Below are 21,415 nucleotides of genomic sequence, written 5' to 3'. Positions count from 1 at the left end.
AATAACCAGATAAAATTACCAACGAGGAAGTTAATGACAATAACGGATAAAGCACTTTCACTGAATATGGCAAAAAAAATGGCTGATGCCGCTGAAGCTAAAGCAATAGAAAAGAATCTAAAAATTGTCGTCGCCATCATGGATAATCATGGAAATTTAAAATACTATAGACGCATGGATGGTAATGCCTTTATCAGCATCAGAATGGCACAACTAAAAGCTTCTACCTCAGCAAGTATGCCTATTTCCACAAAAGACCTTGCCGCGCGTAATGAGACTATGATTAATAAGCCATATCTTAGCGTTCCAAATATAGTATTGCTTGAAGGAGGTTTACCAATAATGACAAAAGATGGTCAACATATTGGCTCAATAGGCATAAGCGGAGCAACTCCGGAATTAGATGGAATCTGCGCACAAGCAGGATTAGATATACTATCAGATGACTTATCTTAATGACTAGCTTACTGAATGGTCTTAATTGGACAAAAAAATTCTTCTCATTAAAACTTACCGTGGCCATTATTTTAACAATAATCCCAGAAATAGGATTATCACATATGGAACCATTACAATTGCAACAACACTATCTAGATTTTGAATATTGTACACTTTGGGCTCAAACATGGTTTACCTCTCAAACAAAACATAAAACACCTATTATTTTTATCCACGGTGGACCTGGCTTAGAATCAGGGTATATAATTAATTTAAAGCAACTTGCATATAATCAACCATGTATTTTTTATGATCAATCTGGATGTGGTAAATCCTTACTTAAGGATGACATTTGCATACAATGGACACTGGAACATTATGTTGATGAATTTACAATACTAATTGATAGACTGAATCTTGATAAAATCATATTATTTGGTTATTCATGGGGTGCGGCAATTGCCACATCATACACATTAAAAAACGAATCACACGTAGAAAAATTAATACTTGCGAGCCCCTATATCAGCACACCTCATTTGATAGAAAACTATAAGCAATTAGCTCAAAGTAAAAATATATATGAAATTATACACACTAATGAATATAACGGAACCTTAGATAATCTAGAATATCAAACCGTTTGTTCCGTTTTTTTTAAAAATTTTATCTTTAGTAAAGATTCTTCTATTTTTAATACCCTCACTTTTAACAAAAAAATATCAAATGAGATGTGGGGACCCAATGAATTTTCAGCAACAGGAAATTTGATAAATCTCAATCTTATCCCCTTATTGCATACATTACAATTACCCGTGCTACTGACAGCAGGAAGATTAGATACAATGACACCAGAGTATATGCAACTATTACACAAAAAGATACCAAACAGCCGATTAATTATCTTTGAACATAGTACACATATGCCCCATAGAGAAGAAGAAGACGCATACTGTGCAGCTCTTTATAAAGAAATCTAAACTTTACTGTTTTTTTGAACATTAATAATAAAAAATCATATTATTAAAATTACCTATACTAAAAAAATAATTAAGTTTGCACTACTTGATCATCAAATAAAAATCCGCCAATTTGCGCTTCCCATATTTTTTTATAAAGACCATTTTGTTCAAGAAGTTCTTCATGAGAACCATCTTCAATATTGAATACATTTTTTAAGAATAGTCATATAAACAATATAACAATATCTTTTTTTTCATACACACCAATGAAAATTATTTAACCATATTTTTACCTAGTAAACCGCCATGTGTCTTTAATAGTTCGGAAATTTTGCTATTGTGCTGAGCCAAATCAAGAGGAGCTTTATTTTGCTTATTAATAGCATTAATATTAATTCCAGACATACACACTAATGCAGCAACAACTTCAGCGCTACCATGTTGTACAGCAATGTGTAAAAGAGAATCTCCATCCTTATTGCACACATTTATCATATTATCCAATTGATATTTTTTCATGAGCATAATAGCTTTTACATTGTTTTCTTTACATGCAAGAAAAAATAATGTTTTAATATTTTCTAAATGTTGTGACAAATCTGAATACCGAACAAAAAGATTAGCAACCTCCCAATGTCGATTCTGCAATGCAATAGCAAGAGGAGAATCTCCTTTGTTATTTACACAATTGACTTGAGCAGCGATTGCTTTTTGATCAAGAAGTATTTTACAAATACCTATATCGCCTAGGCTTGCAGCAATATGCAAAACATTATTGTTATTCCAATCTTCACATATATACATTGGATTAAAGCAATTACTATCAATGCATTTCTGTAAAGCTTTATAGTCTTTAGTATATATTGCAATAATAGAACCTGGTATTTCAGCGGCATTATTCACTCTACAATCCTTATCCGCTAAAATCTGCACCATCTGATAATCTTCATTGTGCAGCGCAATGGTTAAAGGGGAAAGCTTTAAAGGATTATCTGCATTAGGATTAACATTATATACACTGATCAACTCTTTTACTTTTGGATATGAACGTCTTTGTGTTGCCCACAACAATGCATATTCTTTTTGTTTGTCAGTAAAAAATGGCACAAGAAAATTATCATTTTTTAATTTTTTTGCGCAGCAATCAAAGATAAACTTATTACAACACGATATCTCTGCCGTTTTTCCTTGATCAATTATATCCTTAAAATTATATCCATACAAACAAGCAGTTATATTGAATGTCTTTTCTGTATTTTTATAGTTACTTCCTGTCGTATAATTTGTTACCCCAGAATCCATACCAAAAACAGTAGTCTCACAAAAAATAACTACACAAAAAATAATACGACAATATTTCTTCATAAAAAAAATCCTTTTATATATCACGTAGAACATTATTAATAATGATACGCAATATATCAAAAAAAATAGATACAACAAAGTTTCTTGTTTTTTATTTACTTATTAAATAGATGCATACTAATATAATTCAGCACTAATATAAATATTTATACAAAGAGTTATTCATGAAAAAATTACACATAATTATTATGCTATGCGATTATAAATCTTTCATCTCTCTATTCAATGAATATCATTCCACAAAAGTCACGCCATTTGTATACTATTCAGCAAATAACACCCTCAAAAAACATAACAAACGACACTAAAAATTCACTGAAAAACTTTATTGCAAACATTAGTAACATTACAGCAGCAGCCATTACAAAGAATCCTTTATTATTACTACCCCTATTTCCACAAGTTTCACATGAAATTAGTAAAAAAATACACCATTCTATAACTGAACAAAGAAATGAATGTCAACTTTATAAGGATCTTAAATATTTCATAAATATAATGCCTCAAACTATTGATCACATTAAAAATATGGAAAAAATAGATGAGAAAATACACCTATTAAAAAAGAAATATGACCCAGCTAACATGGAACGACTTGAACTTATAAAAATATTAGAAGCTTATAATAAAAAAATTAGTGAACTACAGAAAAGCTATGCTGACTCACATCGTTCTATTATTAAAGATATTACGCCTCTTTTTAAATCGTGTACCTCGGCAAACATAACACAAGCCTTAGAAAACAATACAAATAATCTTATAAAATTAAACTACACTGATCTTTATACACAATGTAATAGTATATTTTATTTACCACTTATTTTTGTACCTCTTTTGTTTAAAAGTAATGAAAGAGGTTTAGAAAATTTTATACAAGGAATGTTAACAGGAGTTTTAACATATGTTGAAGGCCTCTGTATATTTGCTTATATTAATAATATGCCATTTTCAGCTCAATCAGCTGTAGTCCTATCGCTTGTTTTAAGTACAATAGCTAATTATAATAATCATAAACTCACATCAGCATATAGAACAAAAATGAATCAGGAACGTAGTAATCTTGAATACATAATAAAAATATTAAAAATACAACAAAATAACATAACACCTGAAATCAAAGAATAACAAAAATCAATTAAATTTATATATTTTAATGTAATTTAAAAATCTTTTTATAGAAAAGTTATCGATGTAATGCAAAAATATTAACTTGAGATACGTAAGTCCTGATTGGACAAAAGTAATGAAATAAGGTAGATTAATTTGTGTTCGAATTTTCCGATCATTGAGCTATCTTTTTTTTAATATTTAACTAGAAGGGCTCAATTTTTTTTATAAGCCAACTAAAAAAGTAATTCTTACGATAACTTATTTTACCAATAAATCGATTAAATCATATTTATCGTAATTTTACGGAAGTCTTGTATAAAATGCGATCAAAAAAATATCAATTAATTTTTTCTAAAAACTGTTCACGATATTGTAATAAACAAAAGGTTTTCATGAGCACATATATACTGTTTAATTTTTTCATGACGATTATAACACTTACATTACCTTTATCATGTATGAATGAAGTTGGTGAACATAATGATCTCATTAAAGAAATCATCCTTTACAATGATATTACATTATTGAGCCACTCCGAATTATGCGCCTTGGCGTTGGTAGATAAAAGTTGGAATAATAAAATACAAAAAACTGCTATTGTAAGAAGAAAACATTTGGAAAATAATATTCCTAATTTCCCAATTACTTGGCATAAGTATGGCAGCGCCTATTCGTATTTGCAACGTGATATGCCATTAACAGCGTCGTATCCTTTGTATGAGAAACTTCGAAAAGGAATACATCTTAATTTAGTTTTTTTTAATGGCAATAATAATATAGATCAAAAATGCTTAGAAGGATTTCCTTCTTGGTATAAAGAAGGTCTGCCTGTTGAAGATATCAGCTTAACTTTTTTTAGCAAAAAAGAAGAGACTTGCTTGTATGCATATGGCTGGGTACCTGATACTGGTAAATTTAAAGAGATAATTAAGGAATCTATTGGTATTGTTGAATACTCTCTTGATACCAATGGCAAACAAAAACTATTAGAATGCTTTGTTGATGTTAACGGATCCACAAAGCTTCAAATATTAAAAGATTGTCCTGTATTACTGCAAGCTTTTTTCAACTCTAAATGCATTACAGAAAGTGAGTCAAAAAAAGTATATGGCGTTGAAGGACTAGAATTAGATGAAGATTATACTATAGAAGGAATTTTTCCTAATCAAAAAATAAAAGAAGAAATCATTAAGCGGTGTTTGGTTAGAAAAAATAACAGTTATATTCAAAAAATAAAAACACAACGCGCTAAGTTAAGAGTTAAATTAGCATCGCCGTCAATGGGTGAAGAAGAATTGTCTAATAATATACATGGTTTCCGATGGATTTATCAAGAAAAAAAATATTCAAAATATTATCTATTAAAAAATAAGACTTTTTATTATGACATTACACATCCTGAATTTCAAAAAAAAATAGATGGCTATTCTTTTTTAGGCATAACTATCTTATTGCCAAAAGCTTCATTTGAAGAAAAATCTCGATACATACAAACTCTGTTTACATTAGGCTTTGTACCAACAGAAGGAGATGAAGATCTTGCATATCTTGAAAAATGGGAAAGATTTTTTAGTAATAACATTAAATTTTTATATTGTGTAATGAATGATAAAAAAAACATTTTATCTCTATTACCAAAAGAATTGGTAATGTATATTTTTAAACTTATATTTGATACAGAAAAATCGCTCTTATATAAAAATCAAGACAGTAACAATATTGATACTATTGCAACACAGCTAAACCAATGTGTACATTGGGAGTTATGACAGAAATGAAGCACAAAGACAAATTCAAATTCGAAGTGCGAAATATTATAATTTATTTATACATTTTTCTTAAAGCATTATAAATATTATCATATGAATTGGTAGAAAATTGAGTTAAACCACTTGAACCAGTAGCATAAAGTCCAGAATTATGTACCTGTAAGTTTCGAATGAAAGATTTTATTGGCAAAGTTTCAATATCTCTGTGATTCTGTATATTATATAATTTTATTGAACAATCGAATGAGGCAGCATAAAGAATGTTATTTTGTATGGTTATAGCGGTAACCTCATCATCAATATAAAAACGCTGCACTTCTTTATTAGGATTACGAATATCCCATTCAGCAATACCATTTTTATTATTCAATCCTACATATATAGTTGTTGTTATATTTGGATCATTACAAAAACAAAAAAAATTGTTTATATTATTTAATAATATCTTTTTAAATGAACGTATATCTAATGTTAATAAGCATGAGTTCATATTCTCTCGATTAAAAGAATGTATATATAAAATATTATCTTTGAGATATGAATGAGACATGATGGTTGCATAGTAGTTATAACATTTTTTGAAGCATTGACCAACTGATATATCCCATAAGTTTATATTTTTATCTGATATGCTGCAAAGAATATTTTTTTCTGCAGACAACAAATCAACCACTTCTTTATGATCAAATGTGGCCATACATTTGTTATTATTGAGATTCCATAATTTAATTGTTTTATCTGCCGATCCCGATATTAATATTTCACTATTATTAACATTATGATTAATAAGAGCTTTAACAATATTGAAATGTCCTGATATATGCCCAATAGTTTGGCCTGATTGTGTATCTAATTTTATGATATTAAAATCATAATAATTAGAATAGACAAAAAAAACATGCTTTCCTTTATCATCTACTATTGCTGTTCTAATATCTTTATCATATAGCTGTTTTCGATTAAACCCGCCAGATAAGCCATGTCCTGCATATTGTTTTACAAATTCTTCTTTAAGATCATCATGAAAATCATACGGAATATTCTCATTTTTTAATAATTGATCTATGTGATCACAAGGGTGATTATTTCTATTATTACGAATAATATGTTGTTCAGCAATGCTTTTTAAGCTAGGAACAATGCATTTTTGTGACGTGTCAAATGAATCCATGGCTTTGATGAGTATATTAATCATCATTATTGATAATACAAGAAACAAAGATCTTTTATTCATACTGATTCCTTTAAAGTAAATTATTTATCTCTATGGTTTTTTAAAGCGTTATAAATATCATCATATGAATTAGTAGTTAATTTAATTAGACCATCTCCGCCTGCAGCATAAAGTCCAGAATTATGTATCTGTAAGTTCCAAATCCAAGCTTTTGTTGGCAAGGTTCCGATATCTGTGTGATTCTGTATATTGTATAATTTTATTGTTCCTTTGTATAATGTAGTTGCATAAAGAATGTTATTTTGTATTGTCATAGCGTTAGTATCATTCTTGTTATGGTAAAAGATATGCACTGGTACATCAGACTTACGCATATCCCATTCCTCAATACTGTTATTTTTTCCTACATATAAAGTAGCCTCTACATCAGGATGATTAACAAAACAATCAAAATCATTTATGTTTTCAAATTTAATATATTTAGATGAACGTATATCTACTCTTAATAAAAAATTTATATATTTTTCATCACTAAAGCCATTGCTTATCCCATATAAAATATTATTTTTGAGATGTGACTTTAAACATAAGATATTATAAGATTGAAAGCATTTGCCAGATGATATATCCCATAATTTTATATCGTTAAGTGATGTACTGCATACAATATTTTTTTCTGCACTTAACGAATAAACGCTTAAGCCATGATATAATGTTGTTATACATTTGTTATTATTGAGATTCCACAATTTAATTGTATCATCCGCTGATCCTGATATTAATAATTCATTATGACTAATAAGAGCGAAAATATTATTTGTATGTCCTTGTATATAGCCAACAATTGCGCCTGACTCTGTATCTAATTTTTCAATATTTGTACTGTGACGAGATACAAAAAAAACATGCTTTCCTTGATCATCCACTATTGCTGTTGAAATGCTTTTATTATATAGTTGTTTTTGGTTAAATCCTCCAGATAAACCATGGCCAGCATATTGTTTTACAAATTCTTCTTTAAGATCATCATGAAAATCATACGGAATATTCTCATTTTTTAACAATTGATCTATGTGATCACAAGGATGATTATTTCTATGATTACGAATAATATGTTGTTCAGCAATGCTTTTTAAACTAGGAACGATGCATTTTTGTGACGTTTCAAATGAGTCCATTGCTTTGATGAGTATGTTGATCATCATTATTGATAATACAAAGAATAAAGATCTTTTATGCATGAAAATTCCTTTAGAAAAAATACGTGGAGTAAATATATAATCTATTATTAATGAATTATATAAAATTAATATATTTTGTAAAAAAAATCAAAAAATATTTATCGCTTGAAAGAGATATGTAATATTATTTTGTTACAATTATAATAGTATATTTTTTGAAATACATCGTGACGTTTCATAACAGTTGTATGTGTTATAAATGTTTAGCAATAAATGACAGCCAGCTTAAAAGCCCTTTGTTGGTCTTATAAGTTTTATCAGTGATTATTCCAATCACATTCGTACTGAGCTTGTCGAAGCATACGAACTTAAAAAAAGAATAAACAATCAATTAAATTTATATATTTTAATTATGTATTAGGTCTATCTTGCGACTCTTTGTAGCAAAAAATTATTAGCTTTGCGCTACTTGATCATCAAATAAAAATCCGCCAATTTGTGCTTCCCATAATTTTTTATAAAGACCATTTTGTTCAAGAAGTTCTTCATGAGAACCATCTTCAATAATACTACCATTATCAAACACGAGGATACGATCCATCTGTAATAACGTAGAAAGGCGATGTGCTATGACTAATGTTGTTTTATGTTGCATCAACTCCCACAGACTCTCTTGAATCTGACTTTCCGTCACTGAATCCAGTTGACTCGTTGCTTCATCAAGGATTAAAATAGGTGCATTCTTTAAAATAGCACGTGCAATAGCAATGCGTTGCCGCTGGCCACCGGACAGACGTACGCCACGTTCACCAACCTGTGTATCATAACCACATGCTAACGTCACGATAAATTCATGAGCATATGCACGCTTTGCTGCGTTAATTACTTCTTGATGAGCTGCAGAACGTCGACCATACAAAATATTATCTAATAATGACCGATGAAATAAAGATGGATCTTGAGGAATCATGGTAATGGCATTGTGTAAGCTATCTTGTGTTACATGTCGTATATCCTGACCATCAATCATAATTCTTCCTGATGTAACATCAAACAATCGCAAAATTAAATTAACAAATGTAGATTTACCACTTCCCGAAAACCCGACTAAACCAACTTTTTGACCAGGTTGAATAATAACTGATTTATGCTCAAATAATGATTCTGCATCATGGTAGTGAAATTGAACATTATCAAAAACAATTTCACCTTTAGTTATAATAAGATCTTTGGCATCAACATCATCGCATATATCAATAGGTGTTTGAATTATGGCAAGGCCTTGAACAATACTACCCATTTTTTCCCAAAATTCACGCATATCTTTTGCAATATTCCAAAAATTTTCAATAATATGTAAGTTCAATGTAAGAACTAAAACAAAATCTCCTGGCGTAATCACTTTGTACACCAAACCATTAAGTAACCACCAACAACAAACTACTTGAAACAATAAAAATGATCCACCCTGAAATGCATGTAATTTTAAAAAAAACCAATCTCTTTTTTGTTCTTTCATAACAGAATCATTAGTAAAATGTGCTAAATAAGCATGTTCAAATTTTTTACCAGCAAAAAGACGAACACTTGCCATATTCATCAAAATATCAACAATCGAACCAGTTGCAGCTGCACGAGCATCAGCCACATCATAAGCCAAATATTGATTACGAAAAACTAAAACAATAGAAATTCCTAAAAAAAATATAACCCATATTCCTAAAGCTAGAGTAAATTTCATATGAATCTGCGATATATTATACAATGCAAATAATAGCATTAAAAAACATGCCATGAGACGATCAATAACTATGCGTAAAATATCAGGGATAGCAGTTGCAATATCAACAATACGTGTTGTTAAACTTCCTGCAAATTGATTTTGATAAAAAGAATGAGAATGCTCCATCATTCTATCCATGAGCGTACGAGTTATATAACGCTTTAAAGTTGGACGCAATTGAATAGTTATCCAATCATATACACGAAAAATAAGAATATAAATAAGTTCAGATATAAGATATAAACTTATTAAAGATGCAAGTTGCTGAAAAAGATATTCTTGATTATCACTCATTGCTACATTTAAAATAGTCTTAACCAGATATGGCTGCACATTAAGTAAGAAGGCCCATACCAAAGCAACAATAGCCATACCACCAATATATATCTTAAAAGGCCTTATGATCATAAAAATAAATGCCAATGCTCCTTGAGATTGCATAAAAAACGCTCCTTAACCTTTTCACGAGATGATATAAATCTTTTCGCTAATCATCCAAAAAAAACAAAAAAATGTCTATTACTAAGATCGTTATATAAACGTTTAACGCACATTAACTCTCATTAAAACGTATCTCTTATACACCGCACGTAAGTTTTTTTATATATTATGACACAAGTCTAAAAACATTCTTTGCACTACCTGATCGGGAAATCATATACAATAGCAGACTACAAAAAATAATTTTTATTCCCCAATCTATGTACCAAAATCTTTTTTCTCTACTAAGGATTAGATTAAAGTGATTTTTCCATGCTAGGATTGGTTCTGGTGAGTATTGCACCTTATAAAATCCTTTTAGGTCATTTTGCTCTAAGGGTAATAATGTATTTTTTTGTAAAATATCATTAATACATTTTATTTTCTGTGTATCGTTTTGGTTGAGCAAGTTAACATGCATAGGCGAGAATCCTGAATCGTGAGAAATTAAATATATATTTGATTCTGTTTCATTTTTTCTACAATAGTGTAAATAAGTATATAATGCTTCAGCATCTTTATATGACAATTGAGAATCGTTTATAGTATGTATAATAATAATAGGCAAAGTCTTTGGTAACGCATTAAGGTTAAATAGTGGTTGTTCTCCTGCAGGGCAATACCAGGGATATAAAAATTTTGCTAAATACGGTGAAAAATAATAACTTCCCGGAACAAAAGATAAGGGATTATTATACTCAATAGCACTATTACCAGTAAGCATAATACTTTCTAAAATTAACGCGTTAACTTTATCAGGATTTTTAGCTGTATAATTTATTGCGGTTGCTGTTCCTTGAGAAGATGCATAAAGAATAACTTTATCCGTTTCATTTAAAGACCTCATTGTCTGCTCTAAATAATTTAAACATCTGCCTTGACCAAAATCAGGTAATTGTAAAGGTGTTTCTACTTTGTGCTTTAAATGCTGTTTATTTTTAAAATAGGGCAAAACTACATCTATATTATCACCGCCCAAACCATTTTGCCCTGGAATGATAACAAGATGTGTATCAACGGGGTTCATTGCGGCGATTGTATGAGCGCCCAATACTATACTAACTGCTGCAAACAAAAATCTTATTTTTATCACTTTGTAACTTTCTCATAAACGAATTAAACTAATAAAGTGATGTGTGCTATTTTTTTATAATAATATATAATCAAAAAATTTAAAATTAATTATAGGCAATATATGAAATTTGATGCTCAAAAAACTCTTTTTCTTATTGATGGATCTTCTTTTTTGTATCGTGCATATTATGGGCTTAAACCGTTACATACACCATCAGGCATTCCGGTACAAGCAGTTTTTAGTTTTTGTCGTATGATCAAAAAAATGATTGATACATACGGTCCACAGTATGTAGCTCTTGTATGGGATAGCAAAGGTAAAACAACGCGACATGAAATATTTCCCAATTATAAAGCTACCCGTCAAGCACCGCCAAGTGATTTATTTGAACAAAAAAAATATATTTTGGAATTTGCAGATCTTATTGGTATGCGTCAAGTTGAACAATCAGGTATCGAAGCAGATGATCTTATGTATTCATTAGCTAAGGAATGGATAGCACCTGATAAGGCAGTAGTATTTGTAACACTTGATAAAGATATGGGTCAAGCATTAACACTTGGTGAGCATGTTTATTTATTAGATGCTTTTAAGCAGCAATTTTTTAATCGAGCAGCTATAGAAGCAAAAATGGGTTTTGCTCTAGAAAAAATACCTTTTTATTTTGCATTGCTTGGTGACACGTCTGATAACATTCCCGGAGTTAAAGGAATTGGCGCTAAAACAGCCGTTGATCTGGTCAATCAGTTTGATTCATTGCAAGACATGTATGCAAATATTGAGGCGATAAAAAAAACAAGCACAAAAACAACTTTATTGGCACATGAAAATGATGCAGTACTCAGTTTAGAATTATTTTTATTGCACTATCATCCGATGAACTTATCTGTAGAAGAATTATATTTTAACGCAAATTCGTGGAATAAAAGCAAGCCATTATTTGAAAGACTTAGCTTTAAATCATTAGTTACGAATATTGGAGAAACTAAAAAAGAATCGCTGCAAAATATTCAAACTAAAATAACTTATTGGCAAAAATACAATTTTAAAACAGTAACAACATCACAACAATTAACTGATTTATGTGACTATCTACGAGAAAAAGGTGCATTTGCAGTAGACACCGAAACGACTGGTCTGCAGGCACTTGAAGTTGCATTAGTTGGTATTTCTTTTTGTGCTGATGAAAAAACTGCATATTATATTCCTTGTGGACATAGGAGCGATGAAACACAGTTATCATTTGATGAAATTAGCATAGCATTAAAGCCAATTTTAGAAGATTCACGCTATAAAAAATATTTGCATAATGCAAAGTATGACAAGCTAGTGCTTGCAAGCCATGGCATTGAGCTCAAAGGAATAACGCTTGATACCTTAATTGGTGCTAGTCTTATTATTAAAGAATGGCAAGCAGCAAGTTTAAAAAAATTATCTCTTTTCTTTTTTAATGAAGAAATGCTTTCATATGACGATATTACTAAAGGACATACATATAAAGATTTTTCCTATGTTCCTTTAGAGCTGGCAACCCTTTATTCTTGTGCTGATTCATATCAAACATTTCGTCTTGTTGCAATCATAGAAGAAGCATTTACACAAGAAAAAAAGTTACATAATTTATATACAACAATAGAGCATCCTTTAATTGACATCGTATGTGATATGGAAAAAGAAGGTATTAATCTTGATGTTGCTTGTCTTCAAGAACTTGATACAAAAGTAATTGCACGATTAACAGTAATTGAAGCAGAAATTGCTCACGTTCTAGGCAAAGAAGCAGTTAATTTAAATTCTCCTCGGCAAATGGAATATCTTCTTTTTAGCGTATTGCAATTACCGCCACAAAAAAAGAGTCCAACGGGCAAATATTCAACAGATCAAGAAGTTTTAAAAATTCTCGCAGTATTGCATCCCATTCCAGAATTAATAATGCAATATCGAGAGCTAACGAAATTAAAGAATACTTATATTAATGCACTGCCAACATATATTAATAAAAAAACGCACCGTATTCATACAACATTCAGCCAAACAGCAACAGCAACGGGACGTCTTGCAAGTTCAAATCCAAATCTACAAAACATTCCGGCTGATGCATCAAGTTATGGGATAGAGGTACGAGCTGCGTTTAAAGCTGAATCTGATAAATTTTTTATTTCTGCTGATTACTCTCAAATAGAATTACGTGTACTTGCCTATTTATCGCAAGATAATAATTTATTGGATGCATTTTTGAAAAACCATGATATTCATCAACAAACTGCTGCGCATTTATTTAATGTTGCCTTAGATGAGGTTACTCATGATCAGCGACAATTAGGTAAACGTATTAATTTTAGTGTTTTGTATGGACTTACACCATACGGCCTCTCCAAGGATTTAGGTATTTCTTTTAAAAATGCTAAAACTTATATTGAACGTTACTTTGAACAATATCCTCAGGTTTCAGCCTGGATGGAATCTGTTATTGAATACACAAAAAAACATGGATACGTGGAAACCATTTGGGGCCGTCGACGATATATTCCTGCTATATATGAAAAAAACCGCACATTGTACGAAGAAGCATGTCGCATAGCAATTAATACTGTTGCGCAAGGAACTGCAGCAGAGATTGTAAAATTAGGAATGATCGCAGTGAACACAGAGTTGACAACAAACCATCCAGATAGCTCTATTGTATTACAAATTCATGATGAATTAATTATTTCTACACCTAAATCTGATGTTGCCGCTGTTGAGATACTTATAAAAGATGCAATGGAATCCGTTATTGCATGGAATGTGCCTCTTATTGTTACAACACGTCATGGTGCGGATTGGAAAGCAATTACTAAGTAAAAAAAATCAATATTTTTTACAATAATGATTCTTCTAAATCAAATGTAAGCTGTCCAATATAATCTCTCAACTCAGTAAGTAATACACTATTACAACAATTGTAGAAAAGACATATTTTTTTTATAGTCGCTGGATACTGCTTCCATTTTTCAAGTAAGGCAAATTGTTTATCCAGTGGTGTTGGAATAACACCATGAAAACGATATTGATTTACCTCTTCTTTTTTTATTGCATAGGGTCTAAAATTAGTTTTTTTATTAAAATCTGTAGTCAATAGATCAAAATCTATAATTGTTAAACCCATATAAGAACATCCACAATGCATCTTGTGTAGCACTGCGATACAATCAGCTCCTTCAATCTTTTTTTTAAAGGAAGCCCAATATAGCGCTATAGCCTCATCAAGCAAAAAATTAGTTCCTTCAGTTTTCTCCTTACCTACTTTTTTTGCTTCTTTACTGAATAGATCAAGAAGTTCACTTTTTTTTTGTTGTAGTGCTTGCATAGTTAAGGGAATAATATGTTGACCCATGCCTTGCACAGCAGTGCATAACGATACAACAAATAACAGTAAAAAAAAATGTTTATTTCTATTTTGTATCATAGTTATTCACAGGATATCTTATAAATTATTTTGTCGTAATTAATACTATTAAAGAGGGCGGTTGAGTAACTCAACCGCCCTCTTATTTTTATAAACTTTATGCACTAATTTTAGGAGATTTTGTTGCGGTAGATTTATTATCAGCAACTTTAACTGCACTTTCAGTTTGTTTGTTTTGTGCAAGTTTTACTTCATAATTTTTATTTACTTCTTTGATCGCCTTAGATGTAAAATCAAATTTTTCTGAAACATACATCGCGCGACCCGTCATTTTATCAAATACAACATCTAGATTTTCATTCTTAGCTAATTTTGCTACACCAGCATCAAGTCCTTGTGCTAAAGTTTCTGTTGCAATTTGCATGTCTGACTTAAGCTCTTCTTCTTTTTCTGCTACAAGATTTTTCAGTTCACGTTCCATTTTCATTAACTGTTTTTCTGTTTTCTCACGTGCAGAATCGCTCAAAGTAGTTGATTTACTTACATACTCAGATTTAGCTTTTTCAAATTTCTTAGATTCTTCTTGTATTTCTGTGCTTGCTAAATCTCGTTTAGTTTCAATTTCTTTACGTGCTTTCTGACCTTCTTGACAGTCACCCATAATAGCAAATGAATCAACAAAACCAATTGCTGCTTCAACCATCACATTGCTATCACCAAGAATATCAACAGTAGAAATAGAACGACCAGTCATTTTTTCAACAACAAGCTCTGATGATTTATTAGTTTTTTTTGTTTCTGAAGATACAAATTGATTTTTATCTTCAGCATTATTATACGTACTACTTATTAATGCTGCACACATGATGGTAGCGCTAAACATACGATTTCTCATGAACGTTCCTTAAAAAAAAATAAACTTATTAAAATATACAACAAAGATACTCTACTATTTTTGATAGTACGAGTCAATGCCGCTGATACCATCTTTTTACAACTAATTTACGAATTTCTTCCATAAAAATAATGGGCGCAGTTATAACAATAACAATAATCCAATCGTGTAAGGATAGTGGTACTGTTTTAAACACATACCGCATGTATGGCACATATACAATCGCAGATTGTAATGCAAGCACTAATGCCATAACAGCAATCAACCACGTGTTAGAAAAAAGTCCTATGGTGAAAAGTGAATGCGTTTCTGAACGGCAATTCCATGCATTAAACCATTGATACATAGCCATTGTTATTAATGTCATAGTACGAGCATATGCTATATCCTTCTGATAATATACAAGAAAAACAGTAAGTGAACCAATAGCCATTGGTAGTGCCATAAATAACATTTTTAATAATAATCCACTATCAATTAGTTGGTGTTTTTTTTTGAGCCAATTATGGGTAAGCAATTCTGATTCTTTAGGTTCCATTGATAGTCCAACATCTAAAAAACCGTCTGTTACTAAATTAAGCCATAAAATTTGTACAGCTGTGATTGGTAATGGAATATCTACTCCACTGATTAATGTTACCAAGAAAGCAAATAGAACAATAAGAATTTCACCCATATTGGTTGAAAAAAAATAAAGAACAATACGCTTAAGCGTATAAAAAATATGTCTGCCTTCTTCAATTGCATTAACAATAGTAACAAATGAATCATTAAGTAAAACAAGATCTGATGCTTGTTTTGCGATTTCTGTACCAACACTTCCCATAGCAATCCCAAGATCTGCTTTTACTAATGACGGTGCATCATTAATTCCATCACCAGTCATCGCAACAATTTTTCCTGTTTTTTGTAAAAGTTCAACAATACGCATTTTATGCTGCGGTGATACCCGCGAAAACACAGTAACGTTATTAATACGATTCAACAGTTGCTCATTTGTTAATTGATCCATTTCAGAACCATCAATATAATCATCACCTTTACTATAAATTCCAACCCGTTTTGCTACATGAAGTGCAGTAATTTGGTGATCTCCTGTTGCCATAATAACAGATAAACCAGCATTTCGGGTTAATTGAATTGCTTCTTTTACATCAGGCCTGATGGAATCTTCAATGCCTGCAAAACCAAGCAGCTTAATATCTGTATCAATAAATGATTGATACTCTTCAATGCTATGTAAATCATTACATGAATTTATTGATAACAACTTCATTCCAATCGCAACTACCCGAAGTCCATCATCAAGAAAAATCTGTAATACTTCTTCATGATTATGAAATGTAGATCGTGCTAAAACAGCTTCTGGTGATCCAATAATAAAGGCAACACAATGTGTATCGTTCTTATAAAAACCTGCGTGATAACGAGTAATTGAATCAAAGGGAATTTCATATACCTTCTCATAATGAGAAATTTGATCACTAACAGCAGTGCCGCATTTTTGTGCAAAAACAGCGAGCGCTGCTTCCGTTGGATCTCCCTTAATATCAAAAATATCAAGGTTAGGTATATGAATAATTTCCGCATTATTCAGTAAAGTTGCAGCAATAGCCATATGAACTAGATCACTTTCCGTAGCAAATTCATTGACAATAGTACCATTTTTACATAGTAAACCTTGACAATGATATCCCTGACCAGTCACTTGCCAAAAAGCATCTGATGCCCACACACGAGAAACTACCATTTCATTACGAGTAAGCGTTCCCGTTTTATCAATAACAATAACATTAGTTCGCCCAAGTGCTTCTACAGCTTGCATATTACGAACAAGAACAAAATGTTTCGCCATCTGTAGCGCTCCGCCAACAAGTACTAGCGTCAATACCACTGGTAATCCTTCAGGCACTACGCAAATAAAAAGTGCCGTAAGCATTACCAATAATTCTTTAATCGGCTTACCGGTAAAAAGTCCTATACTAAATAAAAAAAGACAGGTAATGAGAATAAAAAGCAAAATCCACCGAGAAAGTCTTTCCAGTTCTCTACGTAAAGGAATATCAGTATCAATTTCTTCCGTAATTGTCTGTATTTTTCCAATTTCAGTAGCCACTCCTATAGCAATCACTATAGCGCTGCCAGATCCGGCTAATACATACGTTCCTTTAAAAAGCATATTATTACGATCACCAAGAGGAACTTCATCGTGAATGGTATCACTATATTTTTTTGCTGCAACAGCTTCACCAGTTAACGCTGATTCATCAACGCGTAAATTATTAGATAATATTATACGTGCATCAGCAGGAACTCTTTGTCCTTCTTGTACAAAAATGATATCGCCAACAACAAGATCCTTATCATCAACAATTATTTTTTTACCCTCACGCAATACCACTGATTCCGTCTTAATATAATGTTTAAGATTTTCAATAATATTTTTTGTACGCGCTTCTTGAACTGTTCCTAAAATTGCATTAAAAAAGAGAACACCGCTGATGACAAACGCATCAAGCTTATTTTCACCAAAAATAAAAATAATAAGAGCTGCAAAAAAAAGAATGTATACAAGCGGGTTTTGAAATTGACTAATAAATAAAGAAAAAATAGTACGTTGTTTTATTCCCTGTAAAACATTATACCCATCCCGCTGTTGTCGTTTTGCAACTTCACTTTGTGATAATCCTTGCTCTGATTCAACATCAAGATTTTTAATTATATCTTCAACATTTGTTTGATACAATTTCATGGTATATATTCCTTTTAATAAAAAATTATTTAAATTTTAGACAATATAATAAAAAAATAAAGTCAAAGGATATTTTGACGATTAATTCCCATTTAATCATTAATTTTTTTTATAAAAATACTAAATCTTATACTTTATGTATGCTATACTTCATATAAACAAAATACAAATCTAACATTAAAAGCTCATAAAATGATAAAAATAACTATAATTTTCGTTTCTTTTTTTTCCTTTTCCATTTTATATGGAATGGATACATCAACTATTGATTCCCGTCTAATAAAATATGGATGCAGCCTAATGACTAACGGCAAAGGGTGGAAAGAAGAAAATGGAACAATTTTTTGGCGGCAAGAAGATACCATTGATTGTCACACGAATAATAATTCTTTTTTTGCCGGTCTTTTTGATGGGCACGGCGGGAAGGAAATTTCCAATTTTTTAAAAAATAATTTTTATAATTTTTTTAAGGAATCGACGAAGGCAACAACAACGGAAAAACTAATTGATGCTTTTAGCAAAGCTGATGAAAAAAGCCCTGAGGGTGAAGTTGGTAATATTATGTATGGATACCAAGGATCCACAGCGATAGTTGGAATCTTAGAAGAAAAAAATAATATTTATACATTAACGGTAGGATGGGTGGGTGATTCGCGACTAGTTTTAGAGCATAATGGGAATGTTGTTTTTGAAACTTCTGATCATACACCAAAAAACCCACACGAGCTCGATCGGATAAAAAAAGCAGGCGGAGAAGACAAGATTACTAATAGTGAAGGCGGCATGAGGGTTAATGGTATTGAAGTATCACGTGCCATAGGCGATAAAGAACTACGAGATAATTTAATTATACCAATACCAGAAATTCATGAAATAAATCTCAATGAAGAACATAATTTTTTAATTCTTGCCTCTGATGGTATTTGGAATAATATTTCAAGCGAAAGCGCCGTTAAGATAGTTTCTCAAACAATGAAAATGCCTGCAGAGCAGTTAAAAACAAAATACCCAGATAATCCAGTCGTGCAATATGGCCAACTAAAAGGACTATCTGATGAGCCTATAAAAGAAAATGGAGATGATCACCTGAAGCTTGTAGCAAGAGCACTAGCTTATGAAGCAATAACAGCAGGAAGTACCGATAATATATCAGTTATTATTGTATATTTAGATAAAAAATTAATGCAAAACAATATGAACATCGATATAAATACATCCTCTCAAAATCCTAAGACCCAAGTAAATGATAAACCAGTACTGCAGAAAATAGATACTGTCTCCATACTTAGACAAATACGAACTTGGTGGATAACTCAACCAACGGCGAAGAAATATATATACGGACTTTCAGCAACAGCATTGGCAACGATAGCCGGCCTTTTGTGTTATAGATTGTTTCGACATCGCTAAAAATCAAAATATTTTTTGAGCAAATTTTTATCCAGTAAAGTACGCCTATGATTAATTTCTTCATTTGTTAACAATCCTGATTGTGTGCCAAGTTGCTCAATAACTGAAGCACTATTAATAACTCCAGCACGTAATGCATCTTCAATGGATTTATTATGCATAAGTTGTGCTACAAAACATGACCCAAATGCATCTCCTGCACCAATACTGCTGACAATCTTAATTTTAATACTTGGATGAAAATATATTGTTTTTTGATCTGATGCATAAACACCTTCTGCTCCATTGGTTACCACAATAATACGTGGTCCATATCGATGAACTTCCTTAAAAAATTGCGGTAACGTAAAACATGTAGTTGCTGATCCAAGAGGCTTTCGCAGTAGTTCCGGTAATGTATCATCACCCGGTTGTATAGTATCAAAGATAGGTACTTTTATTAGTAATGATGTCATAAGCAGTTCCGCTTCATAACTATTTAAAATAAGAATATCAATAGCAGATAATGCTTCTTTTAAAAATATAGCTCCTGCATGCAACTGACTAGTGCCAGGATTAGATGCTACAGGTTTATTATATTTTTTAGCTAGTTGGGTTATGGGAATTAATAATTGTGCTGCAGGACCACTTAATGACGTAATATATAATTGATCTATAGCAGCAATAGCTAATTCTGGCAATTCTTCTTGCCTTAGGGTAATATTTGCCCCTCTATGAACTAATACGGCACTATTGCCCTGCGGCCCAGGAATAATAAAAAATTACCCGTTGGGGCTTGATCTGTTTGTAGAATATGGATTGTGGAAACATTCTCCTTAGCTAATGATTTCACAATAAAATTTCCTGCAGGATCGCTGCCAATTTTAAAAAACGCTTCAACATTAAACCCCGCTCGTGCAAATGATACAGCGCTATTGGCTGCTCCTCCACCACAATAATACATGATGTTTTGTATTTCTATTTTTCTTCCTGCTCGCATGCATACATATGCAAGATCTTCTTCTTTTGTATGTAAATGTAATGTTTCCACACCTTCGTACTGAACAAAAACATCGCGCATGCCACTACCAATGGTCATGATTTTTTTCATTACAATCCTTATATTTTTTTAGTAATTACATACCTAATATTATGCAGTTTACTGTTGTTTGCACATGATTTTTTCTATAGATAATTTTGAATTATAAGCTTTATAATGTTATATTATATATAATTATTTTTTTTGATATCACTACAAACTAGGTGAAATTTTTTATGATTAATATAATTATTATGAGCATAGCATTGGCTACTTCCTGTACAACAATAGGTATGTATAATTCATCATCATTAAACGAATTATATCTATGGAACCAAAAATACCAAAAAAAACTTTCTATTAACAAAGATGGTAATTATAATCCTGATATATCTATTAAAAATTACCTAGATGGTGAGCAAAATGAAGAAAAAATAGACATAACAAGAAATGGTGTGGTTGCTTCTTGCACATTAATAGGTGAAATAACTGGAACACTTGTTATACAAGGCACTACTGCTCAATTTAAGTACAGCAAATCTTCCCGTTACGGAGAAAAAGACACAAGCAAGTGTGCTCAGTATTTTCTGCATACAGAAACTATACCCATCATGC

15 protein-coding genes and 1 pseudogene are annotated in these 21,415 nt (G+C 31.1%); 7 read left to right on the top strand and 9 right to left on the bottom strand.

From position 1 onward, the window contains the following. Both VLB80_02195 and VLB80_02190 read left to right on the top strand, forming a co-directional pair. On the top strand, positions 1 to 456 hold a 456-nt coding region (locus VLB80_02195; GenBank protein ID HSC25007.1), incomplete at its 5' end, for a heme-binding protein. Further along, positions 456 to 1,418 carry a proline iminopeptidase-family hydrolase gene (locus tag VLB80_02190; GenBank protein HSC25006.1) on the top strand — a complete coding sequence of 321 codons (963 nt, stop codon included), beginning with the start codon at positions 456 to 458 and terminating at the stop codon, positions 1,416 to 1,418. The genes VLB80_02195 and VLB80_02190, both read left to right, overlap by 1 nt. A 255-nt stretch (positions 1,419 to 1,673) precedes the next feature. Here VLB80_02190 and VLB80_02185 read toward each other — a convergent pair whose 3' ends face one another. Next, the gene (locus tag VLB80_02185; protein ID HSC25005.1) at positions 1,674 to 2,765 is read right to left on the bottom strand and encodes an ankyrin repeat domain-containing protein; all 1,092 of its coding nucleotides are present in this window, start codon (positions 2,763 to 2,765) and stop codon (positions 1,674 to 1,676) included. 255 nt (positions 2,766 to 3,020) lie between these two features. On the opposite strand from VLB80_02185, the gene VLB80_02180 reads away from it, so the two are divergent. Further along, positions 3,021 to 3,890, top strand: coding sequence for a hypothetical protein (locus tag VLB80_02180; protein ID HSC25004.1), 870 nt, complete (start codon positions 3,021 to 3,023; stop codon positions 3,888 to 3,890). A gap of 377 nt (positions 3,891 to 4,267) precedes the next feature. After that, positions 4,268 to 5,644: a hypothetical protein gene (locus VLB80_02175; GenBank protein ID HSC25003.1), complete on the top strand. Its 1,377-nt coding sequence runs from the start codon at positions 4,268 to 4,270 to the stop codon at positions 5,642 to 5,644. Between the two features lie 52 nt (positions 5,645 to 5,696). Here the strand turns inward: VLB80_02175 and VLB80_02170 are convergent, their stop codons facing one another. The 4 genes from VLB80_02170 to VLB80_02155 form a co-directional block, all read right to left on the bottom strand. Further along, a complete protein-coding gene (locus VLB80_02170) occupies positions 5,697 to 6,878 on the bottom strand; it encodes a hypothetical protein (GenBank protein HSC25002.1) in 1,182 nt (393 codons plus the stop codon). Positions 6,879 to 6,898: 20 nt separating this feature from the next. After that, entirely contained in the window at positions 6,899 to 8,059 is a 1,161-nt protein-coding gene (locus VLB80_02165; GenBank protein HSC25001.1) for a hypothetical protein, read from the bottom strand. A gap of 394 nt (positions 8,060 to 8,453) precedes the next feature. Continuing rightward, positions 8,454 to 10,223 carry an ABC transporter ATP-binding protein gene (locus tag VLB80_02160; protein HSC25000.1) on the bottom strand — a complete coding sequence of 590 codons (1,770 nt, stop codon included), beginning with the start codon at positions 10,221 to 10,223 and terminating at the stop codon, positions 8,454 to 8,456. A 166-nt stretch (positions 10,224 to 10,389) separates the two neighbouring features. Next, positions 10,390 to 11,355: a hypothetical protein gene (locus VLB80_02155; GenBank protein ID HSC24999.1), complete on the bottom strand. Its 966-nt coding sequence runs from the start codon at positions 11,353 to 11,355 to the stop codon at positions 10,390 to 10,392. Between the two features lie 102 nt (positions 11,356 to 11,457). Between VLB80_02155 and polA the strand changes: the two genes are divergently transcribed. Next, entirely contained in the window at positions 11,458 to 14,181 is a 2,724-nt protein-coding gene (polA, locus tag VLB80_02150) for a DNA polymerase I (GenBank protein ID HSC24998.1), read from the top strand. A 16-nt stretch (positions 14,182 to 14,197) separates the two neighbouring features. On the opposite strand, the gene VLB80_02145 is transcribed toward polA, so the two are convergent. The 3 genes from VLB80_02145 to VLB80_02135 all read right to left on the bottom strand — a co-directional run bounded on the left by VLB80_02145 (position 14,198) and on the right by VLB80_02135 (position 18,372). Further along, entirely contained in the window at positions 14,198 to 14,785 is a 588-nt protein-coding gene (locus VLB80_02145; protein HSC24997.1) for a hypothetical protein, read from the bottom strand. A 97-nt stretch (positions 14,786 to 14,882) separates the two neighbouring features. After that, a complete protein-coding gene (locus VLB80_02140; protein HSC24996.1) occupies positions 14,883 to 15,620 on the bottom strand; it encodes an OmpH family outer membrane protein in 738 nt (245 codons plus the stop codon). A gap of 73 nt (positions 15,621 to 15,693) precedes the next feature. Beyond that, a complete protein-coding gene (locus VLB80_02135; protein HSC24995.1) occupies positions 15,694 to 18,372 on the bottom strand; it encodes an HAD-IC family P-type ATPase in 2,679 nt (892 codons plus the stop codon). Between the two features lie 300 nt (positions 18,373 to 18,672). Here VLB80_02135 and VLB80_02130 point away from each other — a divergent pair, with 300 nt between their 5' ends. Beyond that, the gene (locus tag VLB80_02130) at positions 18,673 to 19,782 is read left to right on the top strand and encodes a PP2C family protein-serine/threonine phosphatase (GenBank protein HSC24994.1); all 1,110 of its coding nucleotides are present in this window, start codon (positions 18,673 to 18,675) and stop codon (positions 19,780 to 19,782) included. Here VLB80_02130 and VLB80_02125 read toward each other — a convergent pair. Further along, a pseudogene (locus VLB80_02125) lies at positions 19,779 to 20,725 on the bottom strand (carbohydrate kinase family protein). The gene VLB80_02130 and the pseudogene VLB80_02125 sit on opposite strands and share 4 nt — an antisense overlap. 311 nt (positions 20,726 to 21,036) lie before the next feature. On the opposite strand from VLB80_02125, the gene VLB80_02120 reads away from it, so the two are divergent. Continuing rightward, positions 21,037 to 21,415 (top strand): hypothetical protein (locus tag VLB80_02120; protein ID HSC24993.1); only part of this gene is annotated, 379 nt, incomplete at its 3' end.

Source organism: Candidatus Babeliales bacterium (genome assembly GCA_035455925.1).
GTDB lineage: Bacteria > Babelota > Babeliae > Babelales > Vermiphilaceae > SOIL31.
This window is presented reverse-complemented; position numbering and strand designations above follow the sequence as displayed.

Coding starts and splice junctions, on each gene's coding strand:
- VLB80_02190 (HSC25006.1), top strand. CDS start 456: ATGACTAGCTTACTGAATGGTCTTAATTGGACAAAAAAATTCTTCTCA.
- VLB80_02185 (HSC25005.1), bottom strand. CDS start 2,765: ATGAAGAAATATTGTCGTATTATTTTTTGTGTAGTTATTTTTTGTGAG.
- VLB80_02175 (HSC25003.1), top strand. CDS start 4,268: ATGAGCACATATATACTGTTTAATTTTTTCATGACGATTATAACACTT.
- VLB80_02170 (HSC25002.1), bottom strand. CDS start 6,878: ATGAATAAAAGATCTTTGTTTCTTGTATTATCAATAATGATGATTAAT.
- VLB80_02165 (HSC25001.1), bottom strand. CDS start 8,059: ATGCATAAAAGATCTTTATTCTTTGTATTATCAATAATGATGATCAAC.
- VLB80_02160 (HSC25000.1), bottom strand. CDS start 10,223: ATGCAATCTCAAGGAGCATTGGCATTTATTTTTATGATCATAAGGCCT.
- polA (HSC24998.1), top strand. CDS start 11,458: ATGAAATTTGATGCTCAAAAAACTCTTTTTCTTATTGATGGATCTTCT.
- VLB80_02145 (HSC24997.1), bottom strand. CDS start 14,785: ATGATACAAAATAGAAATAAACATTTTTTTTTACTGTTATTTGTTGTA.
- VLB80_02140 (HSC24996.1), bottom strand. CDS start 15,620: ATGAGAAATCGTATGTTTAGCGCTACCATCATGTGTGCAGCATTAATA.
- VLB80_02135 (HSC24995.1), bottom strand. CDS start 18,372: ATGAAATTGTATCAAACAAATGTTGAAGATATAATTAAAAATCTTGAT.
- VLB80_02130 (HSC24994.1), top strand. CDS start 18,673: ATGACTAACGGCAAAGGGTGGAAAGAAGAAAATGGAACAATTTTTTGG.